This window comes from Actinomycetes bacterium, assembly GCA_024222295.1.
In the GTDB taxonomy this organism is placed as follows: Bacteria; Actinomycetota; Acidimicrobiia; order Acidimicrobiales; family Microtrichaceae; genus JAAEPF01.
Genome location: JAAEPF010000104.1, coordinates 1 through 965, shown reverse-complemented (window position 1 = coordinate 965; position 965 = coordinate 1). Strand labels below are relative to the sequence as shown.

At 67.9% G+C, this 965-nt stretch carries 1 protein-coding gene; it reads right to left on the bottom strand.

Features of this window, described 5'->3' with window-relative positions; translation table 11 throughout:
* Positions 1 to 806 (bottom strand): enoyl-CoA hydratase/isomerase family protein (locus tag GY812_17680; GenBank protein MCP4437312.1); only part of this gene is annotated, 806 nt, incomplete at its 3' end.
* Positions 807 to 965: the final 159 nt, after the last annotated feature.

Genomic DNA, 965 nt, shown 5'->3' with positions numbered 1-965 from the left:
TAGAGGAAGAGCTCGATGGCGGAGCGACCCGAGGCGCCGGGGAGCTTCACCTTGCGCTGGTGCGGCGGCACGAAGCCGGCATCGGCCAGGCCACGGGCCATCTTCTTGGCGTCGGCCACGACCGCGTCCGGGTCGATGGTGACCTTGTCCTGGGGGCGCAGGTAGCGCATCGAGCGGGCTTCTTCGGCGCTGGTGGCGACCGAGGCGAGGCCGATGTTCTTGAAGGCCGCCTGCACGAAGGGGTTCGGGTCGTACTCGGTGCCTTCGGGGATGTCGCCGAGGTAGCGGACGAGCATCTCCTTGCAGCCACCGGCGCCGGGGATGAGGCCGACACCGACTTCGACCAGCCCCATGTAGAGCTCGCCCTGCGCCACGGTGGCGGTGCTGTGCATCGCGACCTCGGCGCCACCACCCAGGGTGAGGCCGCGGGGTGCGGTGACGACCGGCTTCTTGTTGTACTTCGCGCGCATCAGCGTGGACTGCAGGCCGACGAGCATCTCGTCGAGCTTGTCCCACTGCTTCTGCATCGACATCATCAGCACGACGAAGACGTTGGCGCCGGCGCAGAAGGCCGGGCCGTCCTGGTTGCCGACCACGAGCGCATCGAACTCGTCCGCGTCGAGGCGGTCCAGCGCGTCGATGTACATCTTGCCGATGTCGGCATCGAGCGAGTTCATCTTGCTGTGGAACTGCAGGCAGGCGACGCCGTCCCCGAGGTCGAGGAGGCTGGCGGAGCCGTTCTTGTTCACGACCTCGGTGCGCGCCTTGACGTCGTTCAGGATGAGCCAGCCTTCGGACTTCGGCACCACGACGACGCGTTCGCCGACCAGATCCCAGTAGGTCCCACGAGTCGCGGCAGTTGTCGCGGAAGTCGGCGCGGTCGGTGGCGCCGAGGTCCTGCCAGGTCAGCGACCAGCCCTCGTTCTCCATGCACCGGTTCAGCCGGCGGGAGACCACGGCGCAGG